The sequence below is a fragment of the Synechococcus sp. A10-1-5-1 genome (genome assembly GCF_023115425.1).
GTDB lineage: Bacteria > Cyanobacteriota > Cyanobacteriia > PCC-6307 > Cyanobiaceae > Vulcanococcus.
The window spans coordinates 1,866,083-1,884,578 of sequence record NZ_CP096032.1; the positions used below are offsets into that span (position 1 = coordinate 1,866,083).

Consider the following 18,496-nt stretch of genomic DNA (forward strand, 5'->3'; position numbering starts at 1 on the left):
GGCCACCAACAAAAAGACCCAGCCACGCGGACTGGGTCTCTCAAAAAAACTCCCCGGGCGGGATTCGAACCTGCGACCAATCGATTAACAGTCGACCGCTCTACCGCTGAGCTACCGAGGAATGTTCCCTGTCGGGACCCAGAGAACATACCTTTCAGCCCTTCCTCGTCGCAAGGGGCCTGAGCTGCCTCTGCAGCGTCTTGCCGACTTGCCAAGGGCCGACGCTGCCACGCTCCATGAGGGCGGCTCCATCGCACCAGCTCAATTCCTCCAGGCGATGGGTGATCCAGAGGGCCGTGATCGGTGCCTCCTGCCGGTGGCAGAGCTGGTGAATCAGGCTGATGACCTCCTGTTGGCTGGTCTCATCCAGGAGCGCGGTTGGTTCATCGAGCAGGAGCAGTTGCGCTTCGCTTGCCAAGGCTCCGGCGATGGCGAGGCGTTGCTTTTGGCCGCCGCTGAGGCTGTGGATGGGGCGTTGGCGAAAGCCCTCGAGACCGACTTGCTGAAGTGTGTTGGTGACGCGTCCGAGTCGCTCCCTTTCCTCGAGCTGGTTGGGTAGCGAGAGCTCGATGTCGCTTCCGCAGCTGGGAAGCAGCAGCTGGTGATCAGGGTTTTGGAACACCAGGGCCGGCTTCAGGGGGCGCTCCAGTTGGCCTTGGCTCGGCTCCAGCAGGCCGGCGATCAAGCGCAGCAGGGTGCTCTTGCCACAGCCATTGCCGCCCACGAGCATCCAAAGGCCAGGGCGGGGAATGGAGAAGCTGCAGTGATCTAGGGCGCGATGACCAGTCGGCCAGGTGAAACCCAGGCGATTGGCAACAAGGGAAGGTTGCCCCTCGCCAGCCTCAGCCATCGAAGCTGAAGCCGGGGCGCTTACTGCCGCCGCCGAGGCTTGATTTTTCGTAGGTCTGGACCGCCACGACCTCGCTGGTCAGCAGGCTGATGCGCTTGCTCTCTTCTTTCTCGCACTGAAGCTCGAGAAGGCGAGGGTGCCCGGACTCCATGGCCTGTTTGATCTGGTTGTAGAGATCCTGCGCAGCGCTTTGCTCTTTGCGCTGGACCGCGATGGGCATCGGGCTCAGCTTCAACGAGAGCTCAATTACAAACACTGGAGAGGGATTTCAAGCAGTCCCCACTCTGGCGAACTGCGGCGCCGGCTGCCGTCGGCCTGAGTACAAGTACTTAACGGCTGCGCATTCGTGCTGGAAATCGTCCCAAGGCTCGCCGCCAACGTCTGGTTGCCCGTACAGTGCGCTTGTAAAGCTTCATGAAGCCGCTCTCATGACGATCGCTGTAGGGCGCGCGCCGCAGCGGGGATGGTTTGACGTCCTCGATGACTGGCTCAAGCGCGACCGCTTCGTTTTTGTCGGGTGGTCGGGTCTGCTCCTGTTCCCCACTGCCTATCTGGCACTGGGTGGCTGGCTGACCGGCACCACCTTTGTCACTTCCTGGTACACCCACGGCATTGCCAGCTCCTATCTGGAGGGCTGCAATTTCCTCACCGCTGCGGTGAGCAGCCCGGCTGATGCCATGGGCCACTCCCTTCTTCTTCTCTGGGGCCCAGAAGCCCAGGGCGACTTCGTGCGCTGGTGCCAGCTCGGCGGCCTGTGGACCTTCGTAGCCCTGCACGGCGCCTTCTCCCTGATCGGCTTCATGCTGCGTCAGTTCGAGATTGCTCGCCTGGTCGGCATCCGTCCTTACAACGCCATCGCCTTCTCCGGCCCGATTGCGGTGTTCGTCAGTGTTTTCCTGATGTACCCCCTCGGCCAGAGCAGCTGGTTCTTCGCTCCGAGCTTCGGCGTGGCAGCGATCTTCCGCTTCCTGCTGTTCCTCCAGGGCTTCCACAACTGGACCCTGAACCCCTTCCACATGATGGGCGTGGCCGGCATCCTCGGCGGCGCACTGCTGTGTGCCATCCACGGCGCCACCGTGGAGAACACCCTGTTTGAGGACAGCGAGCAGGCCAACACCTTTAAGGCGTTCGAGCCCACTCAGGAAGAAGAGACCTATTCGATGGTCACCGCCAACCGCTTCTGGAGCCAGATCTTCGGGATCGCGTTCTCCAACAAGCGTTGGCTGCACTTCTTCATGCTGTTCGTGCCCGTCATGGGCCTCTGGACCAGCTCCATCGGCATCATTGGCCTGGCCCTCAACCTGCGTGCCTACGACTTCGTGTCGCAGGAAATCCGCGCTGCTGAGGACCCCGAGTTCGAGACCTTCTACACGAAGAACATTCTTCTGAACGAAGGCCTGCGCGCCTGGATGGCCCCCGCGGACCAACCGCACGAAAACTTCGTCTTCCCTGAAGAGGTTCTGCCCCGCGGCAACGCTCTCTGATTGAGACGTCTTCGTTCTGCCCACGCTTGATGTGGACACCTTGCGCCCCCAACGGGGCGCTTTTTTTTGACCTATGGATCGACCTGGTCGAAGGTCAGCTGTTCATGGGTAAACCCGCTGGGGTCCCACCAGCTCAGGTCGGCTGAGCGATAGGCCAGCACGTTGAACATGCCGCGGGCGTGGTGATAGCTGATGTGGCAATGGAAGGCCCAAATTCCAGGGTGGAGCGCGTCGAAGGCGATCCGGCAGCTGCTCCCCTTGGGCACCAGGACGGTGTCTCGCATGGGACCTGAGAGCGGTTGGCCATCGATTTCGATGATCTGAAATTCGTGGCCATGGAGGTGCATCGGATGGCCCATCGGGGTGGGATTGCTGAAGACCATCTCGACCCGTTGACCCTCCTCCACCCAATAGGGGTCTCGGTAGGGATAGAAGCGATTGTTCAGCCCCCAGCGGTACGCAGGGGCGGGACCAGTCAGGGCCACGGGAATGGTGTTGTCCGTGGGTTTGCTGGAGAGGGGGCGCTGGGCCCTGAGTTGTTGGTCCTGGGTGAAGTCGAGAGGCCCGGTCCACTGCTCCGTTTGCGGCGCCAGTGCCGGGATGGGCTGTTCAGGGGCGCTGCGGAGCACCACCCCGCAGCGCAGGTTGCTCCGCTCTCCCAGGGCCAGTAGCGGAAAGACGCCAGGTGTGTCCGGAAGTCGGATCCTGAGGCTGAGGCGTTGGGCAACGGCGAGCTGAAACACCGATCCCCGGATCGGTTCCACTGGGTTGGCATCCGTGCGCAGGAGCTCGCCTTCCAGCTCCCCCAGGTCGAGAAAGAAATTCATGAAGGCGCTCGCGGCGATCCAGCGAATCGCCACGGTGTCTCCAGGCCTTACATCGATGATTTGAGGTGCGTCCAGGCTCCTTTCATTGGCCAGGAGTGCGTCGTAGACGACATCGGGCAGCATCAAGCTGCCTGTCTGGCGTCGCCAACAGAACCGTTCGCTGGTTGCATCCCACTGTTGTGTGAGCAGTGGCCTTTCGGCCTGCCAATCGAATGTCTCCAGGGCGCGAGCCATGGCGGTATCTCCTCCGCGTTTGCCCGCGACGATGTTGCTGAGGATGGTGTTGGCAGGCGTGAAGCTGAAATCCCTCAGCGTCACCGTGAGCGTCTGGTCTGCCCAGTCCTCTTGCTCCTGGCTGAGGATCAGAAAGGGTTCGGCCACGAAGCTTTGGGTTTGCAGCCCGTAGTGGGAGTGCATCCAGAAGGTGCCGTCCTGCTGGAGCGGGTAGTGAATGCGTTGCCTCTCCCCCGGGGGGATGGGGGGTTGGGTCACATAGGGCACCCCATCCATCGGATTGGGAAGAATGAGGCCATGCCAGTGAACGGTGGTTGGAACCGGCAGCTTGTTGACCAACTCCAGATCCACGCCCTGCTCCCGCCGGGTGGTGTAGCCCCGCTGACCATCGCTCGCTCGGATGCACCCCCTCTCAACGGTTTTGCCGAGCACAGTGATCGGTGCCGTGGTGATCTCGAGCACCCTGGTGTTGCGGTTCAGGGGACGCTGGAAGGTGGCCTGGCTGATGAACTGCTGCCAGCTCCGTTTGGCTTTGGCCTGAGCTGCGCTCAGCCAGGACCGGGTTGAGCCCCCCAAGATCGTGGCCAGCAGCCCGAGTCGAAGCAACGATCGGCGACGCATCCAAGGACCCCTTCTGTCCGCTGTCTAGGCAAAGCGCGTGGCGTTGTCGCATTCACAACGCCGCCCCCTGGTCAGCCTCGATAGGATTGGCGCGTTCCGTTAGCAGTGATGTGGCGGCGCAGAACCCTTCGGGCGGAAGCGTTGCCGGATGCATCGCCGGCTAACACCAATCCCCACAGGAGGAGGTGTCCGTGCCCCACAGTTGTAAGAAGCAGGGTCTGCTGATCGCGGAGAACGCCGCCTGATTTCGGCGCCTCGTTCCTAGATCAAACGGTTCCGCGCCAGAGCGGACCCGGCGAGAGCCCCCGGTTCCTCTTGAGGAATCGGGGGCATCGTTTTGACTGGGGCCTCTCCCTGTGGCCCGCCGATGCAGAGCACAAGGCAAGCGCTGGATTGGCCCGGCTCGGTTTTGGTGCTGTTGCTGGCCACGGTTCAGTTTTTTCGCGGAGGCTGGGCTGGGGCCGCGTGCTGGAGCCAGGAGGCTTCGCTCACCCTTTGCGTTGATCCCTATTGGATTAATCAGCTGCTCAAGAACTACGCCGGTGGATTCACCAAGCGGGGGTTCACCGGTGAGCTGCTGAGGCATCTCTTCCCGTCGGGATTGGACTTGGTTTGGCTCAACGTTTTCGCCTTGCTGCTGTTCATGGCACTGGCGCTGTTGCTGTATGCCGTCGTGCGAATCCTGCTGGCCCGCTCCGGTTGGCCCCCGCTGCTGATCAGCCTGTTGCTGTTGCTCGCTCCATTCGGCAAGTCCCTGGCGGAGACGGTCTTGGATCCGCTGCAGCTCTGTCTCTTACTGATGGCGTCGGTGCTGCTGACCCCAGCCCAGAGCCGAGCTCGGGATGTCGTTGTTCTGCTCTCATATGGACTCGCATCACTGATCTATGAGGGCTGCGCGCTGTTGCTCTTGCCGGTTGGTTTCTGGTTGATGCGAGCCACCCCCTGGCGTTGGCTCCCAGTGGCGATGGCGGCGGCTCTTCTGCTGGTGTTCCAGCAACCCGATTCTCCGAGTGTGGGGCAGGCGGCGCGAGAGGCCTTAGTGGCAATCAATCCCTTCACTGGGGAGCAGCTGCGTTACCAAGACGGCGGTGGCCTCGCGGCATCAGTGGGTTTCAGTTTCAACGTGAAGCAGGAGTTCAGCCGCTATCTCTCCGATTCGCCAAGAGATACCTTCGCGCGCGTCTCTCGATCCTTGGGTGCGGTGTTGGTTTATGGCATTGCTGTATTAACGGCGATGGGGGAGCGCAGGCCGAGGGAACGCACCCTGGCTTTTCGCGTTTGGCTCTCCTGGGTGCCGGTGGCGCTGCCCTTTGTCTTGATCACCCATGACTGGCTTCGCTACGGCGTGATCCTGCTGTTTCTAGCGATGCTGGTGACAGCGGCTCAGTGCCCGGCTCGCTCGCTGGAATGCAGCCCCATTGCTCGCCCCGAGTGGCTCTCGATCGGCCTAATCGCCATGGCGGCTGGCGTGGGGCCTGCGACAGGTGATGTCCGTAAGTTTCTTCCCCACAACTATTTCCACGCCTCCCTCTTGATGCTGCTGGTGGCGGTCGTGGTGCTGTTGATCGAACAGCGACGGCTCAAGCTTCAGCAGAACGGCTGAGATCGGGTTGCCGGACCAAGGCGAGAACACCGACCAAGCAGGGAATCGCCAGGGTGCAGAGCCGTAGCAGCAGTGTGACGGCTAGGGCCTGGGAGCGGTCGGCCCCGTAAAGCATTGCCAGGCCAATCGAGGTGGCTTCACTGGTGCCCAATCCGGCGGGCAGCAGCGAAATCACACCACCCAATCCGGTCGCCGTTCGAATCACGGCGGTTTGATGCAGGCTCAGGTCAACACCGAGGGCCTGGTAGAGCGCCACCAGCAGTCCTGCCTCGATCATCCAGCAGATGCAGGCCAACAGGGTGCCGACAATCAGTGGCTTGGGTTTCATCAGCTGCCGCATGCGGCCCATGGCCAGCAGGGCCTCGCGCAGCAGGCGGATCAGGCCGCTCCAGCGCTGATGCAGGGGCAGACGCTCGAGCCAATGCTCCAGTCGGCGCAGCACTCGCGGGTGGGTCAGCACCCAGCCACCCACGCCCAATACCGCCAGGCCGATCAGCATGGCGATCCAGACCTGCTCCCCTAGACCCCAGCTCAGCACCAGCAGGGCACTGGCCAGATCAGCCAGCCGTTCCGCCAGGGTGATGCCGACGCCCACGGTCAATGGAAAGCCGTGGCGCCGCTGCAGCCAGAGGCCCCGGACCGCCTCTCCGCTGCGACCCGGGGCAGCGATCAAGGCCAAGCCAGCCGCGTAGATCTTGGCGGCGGGTTTTAGGGGTAGTGGGAAGCCCAGTTGGCGCAGGTAATAAGACCAGCGCCCAATCAGCACCAGGTGACTCCCCAGGCATATGGCCGGAGCCAGGATCCACCAGCGCCAGGGCAGTTCCCCCAGGGTGGCGCTCACGTCCTGGATGCCAAAGGCGGTGGTCAGTCCCAGGTAAATCGCGAGGGCTGCGACCAGCCCGAACAGCCAACGGCGCCGCATCAGGGAATGAACCTCAACTTGCGGGCGGCATAGAGGCACATCTGACCCAGGATCAGACCCTCTTTGACGTGGGCGATGTTGGAGCTGCCGTAGCTGCGCTCTTGATAGCGAACCGGGACCTCCACGATCTTCAAGTTCAACTTGCTGGCGCCAAAGAGCAGGTCAAAGTCTCCAAACGGGTCGAAGTCCCCGAAGTAACTGCGACCGGCTTTGAGACGTTCGTAGTCGTCCTTCCAGATCACCTTGGTGCCGCAGAGGGTGTCCTTCAGCCGTTGGCGCAGCAACCAGGAGAAGGCGGCGGCAAAGAAGCGGTTGGCCGCGGTGTTCAGCGGCGGCATCGCTTCCCAGCTGCGGGGGTAGACCAGGCGGCAGCCATTGACGAACTCACCGCGCCCATCAGCCATGGCCTGGGCGAAGCGCGGCAAATCCTCCGGTCTGACGGTTAGGTCGGCGTCGAGGATCATCAGCACATCCCCCTCCGCCTGATCGAAACCCAGCCAGACCGCATCGGCCTTGCCCTTGCCGGTCTGCCGGAATTTCTTCAGGCGCATCGGGCCCTGATAGCTCGCGCAGATCCGCTCGATCTCCTCCCAGGTGTTATCGGAGGAATGCCCCTCAACAAAAATCACTTCGGTGAAGCGGCCCAGTTCCGGCAGCCGTTCAATCGCCGGGGCGATATTGCCGGCTTCGTTGCGCGCGGGGATGACGACGCTCACGCTGGGGTTCTGCCGCTGTTGACGGGCCGGCCTGGCCACCATCCAGTGGGTCAACCCCAGGTTGTCGATCAGCGGCAGTTGGCTCAGCCAACGGTTCGCCAGTGGCGTAACCAGGGGAATCTGGCGCGGGATTAAGCAGCGCTGGCCCTGTTTCAGTACCTCCCAGCCCGCCAGATCCAGCAGGTTGTTGACGTCGTTGGGGGTCAACCAGCTCTCTGGGGGTTGCGGTTGCCGTTGGCCGAGACGTTCGGCGGCCTTCAGCAGTGGTTGCCAGAGCCAATTGTGGAAACTCACCACCAGACGAGTCCGCGGGTGACAAAACGCCTCGAGGCGCTCCAGAACCCCCTGCACGTCCTGAAGCGTGTTCAGGGTGTTGGGCAGCAGGATGACGTCAAAGGGCTGGGTTTCGCCGATGGCCTCTGGGGTCATCGTCTCGGCGTTGGTCGCCAGGATCCGCAGTTCGGGATGCCGCTCCCGGGCGACCGCCGCCACCTCCGGGTCAAGCTCAATCCCCACCCCGTGGGCGGGTTTCAGCTGGGCCAGCAGATCACCGGTGCCGCAACCCACTTCCAGCACCCGCAGCCCCGGCGGGACCAGCAGTTGATGCAGACGCTCGAGATCCGCGTAATAGGTGCGGTTGCGCTGGCGGAAGTGGATCTGCTGGCTCGGGGCGGTCATGAACGAAGCAGGCTGAAGGTCTGGGGCAGATCCAGGCGCAGGGCGCTGGCCACGATGCGCAGCGTGCGCAAGGTGGAGTTGTTGGGGCTCATCTTCGCTGCTTGATCGAGCTCCACCTGGGCTTGGCCGGGCCGAAAGCGATAAAGCTCTACGACTCCAAGCCCCAGCAGGGCATTCGGATTGGAGGGATCCAGGCTCTTGATCTGGGTCAAGGTCTGCGCTGCATCGCTGGCATGCCGTTGCAGCGCCTGGGCGAGGGCCAGGCTGTAGAGGTCGTTCAGGTCACCGGGATTGTCCTGGAGTCGGGCCCGCAGGATGGCTTCGGCGTCGCTCAGATAGATCTGCTCCGGGTCGCTCTGGTTGAGCTGACCGACCTTGGAGAAGAGGCTGTCCAGTTCCCCGCGGCGCAGTTGGCCCCCCAGGCCGCGCAGCAGGGCGACACGGTTGGCGGCCAGGGCGCCGGGCTCCTGCGTCCCTGCCTGCAGGTCAAGCGTGGTGCCCCGCGGCAGCTTGATGGTCCTCCGCTTGCCGTTGGCCTCGAGCAGTTGCAGTTGGGGACTCCAGGTCCCGCCGCTGCTTGTGAAGGCGAGCTGCTGCTGGACTTCGGTGCAGCCTCGCGGCAAACGCAGCAGGCCCTGGCCCAGGGCCTGGTCGGCTTCGAGCCGTTGCCCGGGCTGCTCAAGGGTGAGCAGCAGGCGGGAGCCCTGCAGGACTTGGCTTGGGCCGGAGACCTTGACGTCCAATCCGCCTGGAATCGCGTTGATCGATCCGCTGATCTGGGTGGGGCAGTTGACCTGGTTGGCACTGACGCTGAGGGTCTTGCGTCGCAGCAGCTGGGCCTCGCTGCCATCGGGGAGGCTCCAGCTGTTGATCGGCTCGAAAGACGGGGAGCCCTCCAGCAGTTCGGCTTGGCGCGCCTGCCGCTCATCGCTCATGACCCCCTGGTCTCCGCCTTTGCTGAGGAACCAATCGAAGTTGCTGAGTTCCTCTTCGAGTCGCTCCTTCGGGGCCACGGTCTGGCGGGCGGCCATGCGGAACTGCTGGCGCCGCCCCTCGGCCTCGAGGTTGAAGGCGTTGAGCCCTTCGCTGTCGGGCAGCACCGCCAGGGTGGAGAGCTGGTTGGGGCTGGTCTCGCGGACCGTCGCCACGATCGCCTCGAGGGGCCAGCCCCCCTGGGGGTTCGGGCGATGGGGCGGAAAGCTGCTCAGCTTCGGTCCCCAGCCGAATTGGCTCCAGAGCGCTCCGAGCAGGGCGACGAGCACCAGTGCGGCCTGCCAAACGGGGGCCCAGCGGCGCTCGACGCTGGCCACCACCAGGCCCAGCCCCACGGCTAGCTGCGGCAGCAGGGGCAGGACAAAACGAAAGTCCTTGCTGGTCATCAGGATGCACACCAGCAGGCCCCCCAGCGGAAAGCTCAACCACCAGAGCAGCCAGGCCTTGTCGGCCTTGAGCGGGGGTCTGCGCTGGACCAGGGCGATGACCCCGCCCACCAGCACCAGCGCCGTCAGGCTGCTGCCCAACATCGCCGGCAGCAACTTCAAGTAGTAGAGCCAGCCCTCCAGGCTGTTGGCCTCCAAGCCGTCTTGGTAGGCGACCCCCCATTGGCGGGCCTTGTTGATGGTGCTCAGGATCGTCAGCCAGTTCTGGCTGAACCAGGGCCAGACCAGCAGCCAGGCGATCAGTCCCCCGGTCGCTTCCTGGGCCAGGGGCTGCCAGTGGCCGCGGCGGGCCTCGCGAAAGCCCCCGAGCAGCAGCAGCACCAGAGGCAGCCAGAGCAGGACGAGCCCCGTCGGCCGGGTCAGGGCGACGAGCCCCAGGCCGATGCCGCTGAGCACGGACCAGAGCCAGCGCCGTTGGCGGGCGAACCAGCGCCGCTGGCTGAGGACCCACCAGCCGGCCGTCATCAGCGCGGTCAGGCTCAGATCAATCAGGTAGTCGGTGCGTTGGTTGAGCAACGCCGGAGCGGCTGCAACAAACAGCGCCGCCCAGAGCCCGGCGCGGCGGCTGTGCAGTTGGCGCCCCAGGCCGTAGCAGCTCAGCAGCAGGATCCCGTTGAAGACCGCGCCGGAGGCCATCGCACTGCTGAAGCTCGGCCCGAGCAGCTGCAGAACGGGGGCGCTCAGCATGTAGGTCAGCGGGCCGCGGTAGCTGGGGGCTTGAGCCCAGAGGGTGTGCCACCAGCCGCCGCTCCAGGGGGCGGGCTGGCTGAGCACCTGCCAAACACCCAGGGCGCGGCTGAGGTGATCCCCTTGGTCCCAGGCCGGCGGGGCCTGGTGTTGCTGAATCCAGAGGCCATCCAGCAGCAGACAGATCAGCCAGAGGGCCAGCAGCAGCAGGCCATCACGCCGGTTCAGTTGCCGCTGGGGCTGCGTACCAAGGTCCATGGGGCCAGATCATCGCCCGAGGCCAGGGGAATGAGGTCCCGATTGGCCGAATCCTGCAGCGCGGCTGACTCGATCCAGGCCAGAGCGCCGGGGGCGAGGTCTTTGGCGTTCTCAAGCTTGGGACCGAGCTGTGGTGTGCCCAGGGCGACGAGGATCAATTGGGCATGGGCCTGGCCGCTCAAGGAGCCCTGGCTGATCACCGCCACCGGTTCGGCGGCCAGCAGCCCAGGCAGCTCACCAGCGCTCAGGGCTTGGCGCACGGCGGGGGAGCGATCACTAAAAAGTCCGCCCTGCACGAGCAGGCTGAGGGCCAGCCAAGGACCGATCAAGACGGCGGCGAGGACGCGTTTTGGGGTCTGTTGTTGGGGCAGCAGGGCCCAGCTCAGGCCGAGCGCGAGGGCCGCGAGTCCCACCAGCGCGGGAGCGAGGGGCGGGATCTCGAGGTTGAGCAGGTTGCCGGGGACCAGCAGGAGCACGCCGGCGAGGCTCAGCAGAACGCCGAGGCCCGCCAGGCACCAGGCGATGGCCCGCGGCCGGGCGATCCCGGATTGCGCGAAGAGACGCAGGCCGCTGGCGGCCCAGATCGCCAGAAATGGCGTGAGCTGTAGGCCGTAGTACGGGGTCTTGGTGCGGAAGCAACTCAGCAGCAGCAGCAGGCTGAGCGGATAGACCAGCAGAAGCAGCCCCTGCTCGGAGCGCCAGCGCTTCAGCCCCCACACCAGTCCGGCGATGGCCACCAGGCTCCAGGGCGCGCAGTTGGCCGGAATGTTCCAGAAGTAATAGAAGGGCCCGGCGCTGTAGACGTCGCTTTCGGAGAGGAAGAGCAACTTGTCCAGTAGTCCGCCGACCACGCCGGCGCCGTAGTGCTGCAGGCTCAAACCCAGCCAGAGCGCCACGGGAAGCCAACCCAGCAGCAGTCCGGACCAGAAGGCAGGCGCGCGCAGCAGGAACCGTCGTCTGAGTAGGAGGAAGGGCAGCAGGGCGAGGACCGTCAGGGCGGTCATGAAGCCCTTAATCAAGAAGGCTGGCCCCAGCCAGAGCCCTGCGGCGATCTGCCAACCGCGCGAGGTTTGGGGCTGGGCCTGCAGTAGTGCCCATACCCCGAGCAGCTCGAGGGCCAGCAGGGGCATGTCCTGGCTGGCGAGGTGGGCGTAGTTAATAAAGAGAGGCGTGAGCGCCAGAAGGGCTGCACTCAGCCAACCCAGGCCCGGGCCGAGCAGCCGTGAGGCCAGGCGTGCGGTGAGCCAGAGCGCGAGCGCTGCCGCCAGCAGTGAGGGCAGATGCGCCGCCCAGCTGCTGGGCCCGAAGAGGCTCTGGGCAGTGGCGATCAGCCACTGGACGCCAATGGTGCGATCAAACAGGGGTTGATCCCACCAGAGGGGCGCCAGCCACTGGCCACTCTCTTGGATCCAGCGGGCCTGAAGGGCGTAGTAGCCCTCGTCGTGGGCGAGGTAACTGCGGGGCGCGACGCTGATCAACAGCGGCAGGAAGGGCAGCGCTGGCCACCAACAAAAGGGTTTTCGTTTATACGAATGGAGACCCACTTTGTCTCCTTTGTTACCAGTCATTGCAGGTTGTGGCACACGCTGGATTTGCGGCTATCAGGTGCTTCCGCATCATCGCTGGGGGCGATTGCCCAACTCCTCGTTTTGGTGTGAGGACCAATGAAACTGTTCCAGAAGCTTCTTCTGGCGCCTGCAGCTCTGGGCCTTCTGGCTCCTGTCGCTGCAAACGCCGCTGACGTCAACATCGCTGGCCTGAGCCAGTACGGCACCGAAGAGCAGGTGACTTCGATCACCCAGTTCTCTGACGTGCAGCCCACCGACTGGGCTTATCAGGCACTGAGCAACCTGATCGAGCGCTACGGCTGCGTCGCTGGCTACCCCAACGGCACCTACCGCGGCAACCGTGCGATGACCCGCTATGAAGCGGCCGCACTGCTGAACGCTTGCCTCGACCGGATCACTGAAGTGACCGACGAGCTCAAGCGCCTGATGAAGGAATTCGAGCGTGAGCTGGCTGTGCTCCGCGGTCGCGTGGACGGCCTCGAGGCCCGCGTGGGCGAACTGGAAGCGACCCAGTTCTCCACCACCACCAAGCTGCGTGGTCTGGCCACCTTCGTTGTGGGCGCAAACAGCTTCACCGGCACCAGCCCCAAGGTGGATGCCAACAAGTCGGCCTACGGCGCCACCACCTTCAACTACGACCTGCGTCTGATCCTGGACAGCAGCTTCACCGGTAAGGACCTGCTCCGCACCGTGCTGCGTGCTGGCGACTTCAACGGCAGTGCCTACTTCAATGGCCTGACTGCCCTGGAAGTGGCCTTCCAGTCCCCCGCTGCTGACGACGTCGTCGCCATCAAGCGCCTCTTCTACAACTTCCCCGTCGGCAAAGACTTCAGCGTTACCGCTGGTGCAACCGTCCGTGTGGATGACGCCGGCATGCTTGGCATGTGGCCCAGCGTCTACCCCGCTGACACCGTCCTCGACTTCTTCACCTACGCCGGTGCTCCTGGTGCCTATGACCTTGATGGTCTGGGTGCTGGTTTCGGTGCCACCTACAACAACGTTCTGGGCTTCGAGGGCGTGACCCTCTCCAGCAACTACGTCTCCATCAACGGCGGTGAAGGCGATGCCGGTCTGATGACCGATGCGTCCAGCTCCGTGAGCGTGACCCAGCTGGGTTACACCGGCGGCAAGTTCCCCATCATCGGTGGTAGCGCTTGGGGTGCAGCTGCGGCTTACACCTACAGCCAGAACAACGCTCTGTTCATCAGCACTCCGTTCGCTCAGCAGTACGGCGGCGTTGGTTCCACCAACAGCTTTGGCCTGAGCGGCTACTGGGTTCCCGAGAACACTGGTTGGATTCCTTCCGTCAGCACTGGCTGGGGTACCAGCTCCTTCGAGAACGGCCCTGTCCGTACCGATACCTGGGGCAAGGCTCAGTCCTGGTACGTGGGTCTGCAGTGGCCTGACACCTTCGTGAAGGGCAATGACCTGGGCATGGCCGTCGGCCAGGCTCCGTTCATCACCAGCACCGGCTACGGCGCTTCTGCTCCGGCAACCCCCATGGACTCCAACTACATGTGGGAGTGGTGGTACAAGTTCCAGGTGACCGACAACATCACCGTCACCCCTGCTCTGTACTACATCCAGAACTACGACGGTCAGCTCGGCAAGGTCAGCACCACCGGTGCTTACAACGCCACCGACAATGTCTTCGGCGGCCTGCTGAAGACCACCTTCAAGTTCTGATCCAGAGCAACTGGGGCTCTCTCCTCGGACAGCAGCCCTTGGCCTCGTTCAACCCCGGTTTCGGCCGGGGTTTTTTCATGGCCTGATTCAACTAGGAGATGCACATGGACGGCTCTTCGGGGGTGCCGCTCGCTACCAGGCGGTGAGCCGACTGGCACATCAGGTGTTCGTGGTTGTCGTTTGGTCGGTCATTTTGTGTCAGCGATCACATTTGGTCGTATTCCTCGTTTTGGTGTGAGGACCAATGAAACTGTTCCAGAAGCTTCTTCTGGCGCCTGCAGCTCTGGGCCTTCTGGCTCCTGTCGCTGCAAACGCCGCTGACGTCAACATCGCTGGCCTGAGCCAGTACGGCACCGAAGAGCAGGTGACTTCGATCACCCAGTTCTCTGACGTGCAGCCCACCGACTGGGCTTATCAGGCACTGAGCAACCTGATCGAGCGCTACGGCTGCGTCGCTGGCTACCCCAACGGCACCTACCGCGGCAACCGTGCGATGACCCGCTATGAAGCGGCCGCACTGCTGAACGCTTGCCTCGACCGGATCACTGAAGTGACCGACGAGCTCAAGCGCCTGATGAAGGAATTTGAGCGTGAGCTGGCTGTGCTCCGCGGCCGCGTGGACGGCCTCGAGGCCCGCGTGGGCGAGCTGGAAGCCACCCAGTTCTCCACCACCACCAAGCTGCGTGGTCAGGCCACCTTCGTTGTGGGCGGTAACAGCTTCTCCGGCACCAACTACGCCACCCCGACGACCCTGGTCGCTCCCGCTCTTGGCAACACCGGCGTTGCGGTGAACCCCGCGAACGTTCCGTTCAACAACAAATACAACAAGCGCAACTTCGGCGCGACCGTCTTCAACTACGACGTTCGCCTGAACTTCGACACCAGCTTCACCGGTAAGGATCTGCTGCGCACCACCCTGCGTGCTGACAACTTCTTTGACGGTGACAGCGCCTGGGGAAATGCCAGCCCTTACGGCTACGGCTTGACTTTCCTGGAAGTGGCCACCAACGCTCCCACCCAGGACAACGTTGTTGAGGTCAACCGCCTCTTCTACAACTTCCCCCTCGGCAAGAGCTTCAGCGTCAACGTTGGTGCCCGCGTCCGTATGGACGACGCCGGCATGCTCGGCATGTGGCCCAGCGTCTACCCCGCTGACAGCGTCCTCGACGTCTTCACCTACGCCGGTGCACCTGGCGCTTACAACACCACCAACGGCCTGGGCGCTGGTGCCGGCATCGTCTACAACGACGTGCTTGGCGCTGACGGTTGGACCTTGTCGACCAACTACGTCTCGGCTAGCGCCAACAACGGTGATCCCGTCTTTGGTGGTGTTGCAACCGATGGTTCCAGCAGCACTTCTGTGACCCAGCTGGGTTACGTCGGCGGCAAGTTCCCCGTTGTGGGCGGCAGCGCCTGGGGTATTGCAGCGGCTTACGCCTACAGCCAGAACATGGGGCTTGCGAGCGGCACTCCTCTTGCTCTCGCCGTCTCCAATGGCATCTCTCGGCATGAAGGGTCTGGTTACGGTCTCAACACCAGCTCCAACAACTTTGGTCTGAGCGGCTACTGGGTTCCCGAGAAAACCGGCTGGATTCCTTCCGTCAGCACCGGTTGGGGCATCAGCAGCTTCACAACCAGCTACTACCGCACCGACACCAACCCCCAGGCCAACTCCTGGTACGTCGGTCTGCAGTGGCCTGACACCTTCGTGAAGGGCAACGATCTGGGCATGGCCGTTGGCCAGGCTCCCTTCCTCACCAAGACTGGTGGTGGTGCCGTTGCCGACACCCTGGGTGTCAGCAAGCCTATGGATTCCAACTACGCCTGGGAGTGGTGGTACAAGTTCCAGGTGACCGACAACATCACCGTCACCCCGGCCCTGTACTACATCCAGAACTACGACGGCATGCTGGGTAAGGCCAATCTGAGCACCGGTGCGTTCAACGCCACCGACAACGTGTTCGGCGGCCTGCTGAAGACCACCTTCAAGTTCTGATCCAGAACAGTTGGGGCTCTCTCCTCACACATAGAGCCCTTTCTTCGACCTCGTTTAACCCCGGCTTTGGCCGGGGTTTTTTATTGTTCAGCGTTCGCAGATCTGAGGCGCTTTGTGATCACAAAAGAGGCCGAAAGTCTCATTTGATACGCGGTCCGGTGCCAATAGCTCCGGCCCCAAGGAGGTGACCCAATAGGGTGGCTGCTCCCCTCTTTGGGGCTCCTCGTTTGGTGTGAGGACCAATGAAACTGTTCCAGAAGCTTCTTCTGGCGCCTGCAGCTCTGGGCCTTCTGGCTCCTGTCGCTGCAAACGCCGCTGATGTCAACATCGCTGGCCTGAGCCAGTACGGCACCGAAGAGCAGGTGACTTCGATCACCCAGTTCTCTGACGTGCAGCCCACCGACTGGGCTTATCAGGCACTGAGCAACCTGATCGAGCGCTACGGCTGCGTCGCTGGCTACCCCAACGGCACCTACCGCGGCAACCGTGCGATGACCCGCTATGAAGCGGCCGCACTGCTGAACGCTTGCCTCGACCGGATCACTGAGGTGACCGACGAGCTGAAGCGCCTGATGAAGGAGTTCGAGCGTGAGCTGGCCATCACCCGCGGCCGCGTGGACGGCCTTGAGGCCAAGGTTGGTGAACTGCAAGCGACCCAGTTCTCCACCACCACCAAGCTGCGCGGGTTTACCCGTTTTGTGGTCGGTGCGAATAGCTTTACCGGCACAAATACGGCCGATACTGATCAGTCTGTTCCATACACAACGGCTTTCAAAAAAGCGAATCGTGCCGCGACCACGTTTAACTACGACCAACGCCTTTATCTTGACACCAGCTTCACCGGCAAAGACCTGCTTCGCACCCTGCTGCGTGCCGGCAACTTTCAAGAGAGTGCCTACAACTACGGCCTGCTGAAGCTTGATCCTGCTTTCCAGGAGCCGGCTGGTGCCAACGTCGTTGGTGTGAACCGCCTCTTCTATGCCTTCCCTGCGGGCGAGAAGCTCAAGTTCAACGTTGGCGCTCGGGTGCGTATCGACGACCCCGGCATGCTCGCCATCGGTGTGCCCTCGGTTTACAAGCCGGGTCTGCTTGATTTCTTCTCCCGTGCTGGTTCCCCTGGCGTCTACAACAAGAGCGGTTTCGGTGCCGGTTTTGGTGGCACTTACAAGCAACTGCTTGGCATCAAAGGACTGGCCATCAGCAGCAACTACGTCTCCGCTGATGGTTCCGACGGCAACCCCAGCACCGGCGGAATCATGACCGGCGGCTCTAACAGCGTCTCGGTCACGCAGTTGGGCTACACCGGTCAGAACACCCCGCTGATTGGTGGCAACTACGCCATCGCGGCGGCCTACACCTACGCGCAAAACTCCAAGCTGCACCGCGCTACGCCCTATGGCTTTGACGTGGGCCGCACCGGCAGCAACAACAGCTACGGCGTCAGTGGCTACTGGATCCCAGAGAACAGCGGTTGGATTCCGACCGTGAGCCTTGGCTGGGGTTCCACCAAGTCCGAGAACGCCGCCTTCCGCGGCATTCCCTATCGCACGGATAACTGGGCCAAGACCCAGTCCTGGATGGTGGGTCTGCAGTGGAACGATGCCCTGCGTAATGGCAACAAGGCCGGCATGGCCGTTGGTCAGGCTCCCTACGTGAGTACCAACGGTGGCGGTTCGGTCGGCACTGTCGCTGGCGCGAGCTCCCCGATGGACTCCAACACCATGTGGGAGTGGTGGTACGAGTACCAGATCTCCGACAACATCTCGGTGAAGCCTGCCCTCTACTACATCAACAACCTCGATGGTCAGTACGGCAAATACAACACCAGCACCGGTGCTTACAACGCCAAGGACAACGTCTTTGGCGGCCTGGTGATGACCACCTTCCGCTTCTGATTCCCCTCAGGGCACCCCTTTCACCCCTAGCCCTCCGCCTTTGGCGGGGGGCTTTTTGCTGTTTAAGGATGGGTGCAGCCCCTCTCTGCCGTGCATGCCCCAGTCCGCCCGCGATCCCTATGTGGTGCTCGGTGTGGTGGCTTCGGCCAGTGGCGCAGAGATCAAGGCGGCCTACCGGGCCCTGGTGAAGCAGCATCACCCCGATGCCGGGGGAGATGAAGAGGCGATTCTGGCGATCAATGCGGCCTGGGAGGTACTGCGGGATCGGGAGCGCCGCGCTGAACACGACCGCCATCGCGCCGTTAGCAGTCATCAATCCACGGTGCGCTCCGCTGCAGCCGGTCGGGCGGCCCGCAAGGCCACAGCCGAATCAGCCCGCGGCGATGAAGCGCTGCTGATCTGGCTGCAGACGGTCTATGCGCCGATTGATCGTCTGCTGGGTCAGGTCATCAACCCCTTCCCGGCTGAATTCAAGGCGCTCTCGGCCGACCCCTACGACGACCAGCTGATGGAGGCATTCTGCAGTTACCTCGAGCAGAGTCAGGCCAAGCTCGAGAAGGTGGAAACGCTTTATCGCTCCATGGCCGCCCCGGCCTCAGCCAAGGGCTTCAGCCTCAGCGTCTACCACTGCCTCTCCCAGGTCAAGGACGCCGTGGTGGAACTGGAGCGCTACACCATGGGCTACGTCGATAACTACCTCCACGACGGCCGGGAGATGTTGCGGGAAGCCAAGCAACGGCGCACTCGGCTTCAAGCGGAGCGCCGTCGTCTGGACCTCTAGCTCAAGGCTTCCAGTTGATCCAGCCGCAGCCAGATGTCGGGCACCGGCCGGCGATAGCGCAGTTGGGCGTAATCCCCTTTCACCAGCAGCACCTCGGCTGGGCCCTCGAACAGGTAATCCGGAGCGGTGGTGTCGCTGGCTTGGGATTCCAGGCTGCCGCTGTAGGCCGCGCGATTCACCTTCACCAGGGCGCCTTTTTTGATGGCGGCGGCCGCGGGTTTGCTGGCGGGCGCTTCGGCCATGGCATCAAG

General features: G+C 63.1%; 14 protein-coding genes and 1 tRNA gene. 6 read left to right on the top strand and 9 right to left on the bottom strand.

The features are described 5' to 3' along the window. Positions 1-49 precede the first annotated feature (49 nt). The 3 genes from MY494_RS10000 to MY494_RS10010 form a co-directional block, all read right to left on the bottom strand. Positions 50-121: transfer RNA gene (locus tag MY494_RS10000), tRNA-Asn, on the bottom strand. A 33-nt stretch (positions 122-154) separates the two neighbouring features. Then, positions 155-850 (bottom strand): ABC transporter ATP-binding protein, encoded by a 696-nt coding sequence (locus MY494_RS10005; RefSeq protein WP_247910106.1) that lies wholly within the window; start codon positions 848-850, stop codon positions 155-157. After that, entirely contained in the window at positions 843-1,070 is a 228-nt protein-coding gene (locus tag MY494_RS10010; RefSeq protein ID WP_247910107.1) for a hypothetical protein, read from the bottom strand. Before MY494_RS10010 ends, MY494_RS10005 begins: the two co-directional genes overlap by 8 nt. A 208-nt stretch (positions 1,071-1,278) precedes the next feature. Here MY494_RS10010 and psbD point away from each other — a divergent pair, with 208 nt between their 5' ends. Further along, a complete protein-coding gene (gene psbD, locus MY494_RS10015; protein WP_185186856.1) occupies positions 1,279-2,334 on the top strand; it encodes a photosystem II D2 protein (photosystem q(a) protein) in 1,056 nt (351 codons plus the stop codon). A 71-nt stretch (positions 2,335-2,405) separates the two neighbouring features. Here the strand turns inward: psbD and MY494_RS10020 are convergent, their stop codons facing one another. After that, complete coding sequence (locus MY494_RS10020; RefSeq protein ID WP_247910108.1) at positions 2,406-4,016, bottom strand: multicopper oxidase family protein; 1,611 nt, start codon at positions 4,014-4,016, stop codon at positions 2,406-2,408. A gap of 367 nt (positions 4,017-4,383) precedes the next feature. Here MY494_RS10020 and MY494_RS10025 point away from each other — a divergent pair, with 367 nt between their 5' ends. Next, positions 4,384-5,619 (top strand): hypothetical protein, encoded by a 1,236-nt coding sequence (locus tag MY494_RS10025; protein ID WP_247910109.1) that lies wholly within the window; start codon positions 4,384-4,386, stop codon positions 5,617-5,619. On the opposite strand, the gene MY494_RS10030 is transcribed toward MY494_RS10025, so the two are convergent. Genes MY494_RS10030 through MY494_RS10045 form a run of 4 tightly spaced genes read right to left on the bottom strand, consistent with a single transcriptional unit; the run spans position 5,597 to position 11,797 of the window. Next, the gene (locus MY494_RS10030) at positions 5,597-6,541 is read right to left on the bottom strand and encodes a lysylphosphatidylglycerol synthase transmembrane domain-containing protein (protein ID WP_247910110.1); all 945 of its coding nucleotides are present in this window, start codon (positions 6,539-6,541) and stop codon (positions 5,597-5,599) included. The genes MY494_RS10025 and MY494_RS10030 overlap by 23 nt on opposite strands. Next, positions 6,541-7,935, bottom strand: coding sequence for a glycosyltransferase (locus tag MY494_RS10035; RefSeq protein ID WP_247910111.1), 1,395 nt, complete (start codon positions 7,933-7,935; stop codon positions 6,541-6,543). The genes MY494_RS10030 and MY494_RS10035 overlap by 1 nt, the downstream gene beginning before the upstream one ends. Beyond that, on the bottom strand, positions 7,932-10,319 hold the full coding sequence (locus MY494_RS10040; protein WP_247910112.1) for a glycosyltransferase family 39 protein: 2,388 nt from the start codon (positions 10,317-10,319) through the stop codon (positions 7,932-7,934). The genes MY494_RS10035 and MY494_RS10040 overlap by 4 nt, the downstream gene beginning before the upstream one ends. Further along, positions 10,286-11,797, bottom strand: a complete 1,512-nt coding sequence (locus MY494_RS10045) for a glycosyltransferase family 39 protein (RefSeq protein WP_247910113.1) — start codon at positions 11,795-11,797, stop codon at positions 10,286-10,288. The genes MY494_RS10040 and MY494_RS10045 overlap by 34 nt, the downstream gene beginning before the upstream one ends. 186 nt (positions 11,798-11,983) lie before the next feature. Between MY494_RS10045 and MY494_RS10050 the strand changes: the two genes are divergently transcribed. The 4 genes from MY494_RS10050 (at position 11,984) to MY494_RS10065 (ending at position 18,245) form a co-directional block, all read left to right on the top strand. Further along, complete coding sequence (locus MY494_RS10050) at positions 11,984-13,573, top strand: iron uptake porin (RefSeq protein WP_247910115.1); 1,590 nt, start codon at positions 11,984-11,986, stop codon at positions 13,571-13,573. A 244-nt stretch (positions 13,574-13,817) separates the two neighbouring features. Next, positions 13,818-15,569 (top strand): iron uptake porin, encoded by a 1,752-nt coding sequence (locus MY494_RS10055; protein ID WP_247910116.1) that lies wholly within the window; start codon positions 13,818-13,820, stop codon positions 15,567-15,569. A 242-nt stretch (positions 15,570-15,811) separates the two neighbouring features. Next, positions 15,812-17,464 (top strand): iron uptake porin, encoded by a 1,653-nt coding sequence (locus MY494_RS10060; RefSeq protein ID WP_247910117.1) that lies wholly within the window; start codon positions 15,812-15,814, stop codon positions 17,462-17,464. Between the two features lie 94 nt (positions 17,465-17,558). Further along, the gene (locus MY494_RS10065) at positions 17,559-18,245 is read left to right on the top strand and encodes a J domain-containing protein (RefSeq protein WP_247910118.1); all 687 of its coding nucleotides are present in this window, start codon (positions 17,559-17,561) and stop codon (positions 18,243-18,245) included. Here the strand turns inward: MY494_RS10065 and ndhO are convergent. Then, a complete protein-coding gene (gene ndhO / locus MY494_RS10070; RefSeq protein WP_247910119.1) occupies positions 18,242-18,487 on the bottom strand; it encodes an NAD(P)H-quinone oxidoreductase subunit O in 246 nt (81 codons plus the stop codon). The genes MY494_RS10065 and ndhO overlap by 4 nt on opposite strands. Between the last annotated feature and the right edge of the window lie 9 nt (positions 18,488-18,496).